Source organism: Massilia sp. 05N420 (genome assembly GCF_056397205.1).
Genome location: NZ_JBFTMX010000248.1, coordinates 1 through 386, shown reverse-complemented (window position 1 = coordinate 386; position 386 = coordinate 1). Strand labels below are relative to the sequence as shown.

Sequence of the window (386 nt, the reverse complement as noted above, 5' to 3'; positions counted from 1 at the left end):
GAACTATATCGTCCGGCAGATCTTCGATGGAAACGAAGCTTGATCCATCAATGACCGCTTCAGGTCAGGCGAGGACAACAACGGTTCCCGCCTGGCTGTTTGCTCTGCTCGCCGCCTATTTCGCTGTCCACGTCGTCGTTCGCCTGATGTTGCCAGCTACGCTCGGCATCGACGAGGCCCAGCAGGTCTTCCGCCTGCAGTGGCTTGCAGCCGGCTATGGCGAACAGCCACCCTTCTACAATTGGCTCCAATACGCGGTTTTCTCCGCCGCCGGTGTTTCCGTGGCGACGCTGGCGATCGTCAAGAATGCGATGCTGTTTGGTGCCTATGTCTTCTTCGCGCTGACGGCACGGCTGTTGCTGCATGACCGGATGCTTGTCGTGGCC

The 386-nt window shown here is 59.1% G+C and carries 1 pseudogene; it reads left to right on the top strand.

Annotated elements, in window-relative coordinates:
* Positions 1-26 precede the first annotated feature (26 nt).
* Positions 27-386, top strand: a pseudogene (locus AC1DIX_RS28185) (hypothetical protein); the annotation flags it as partial.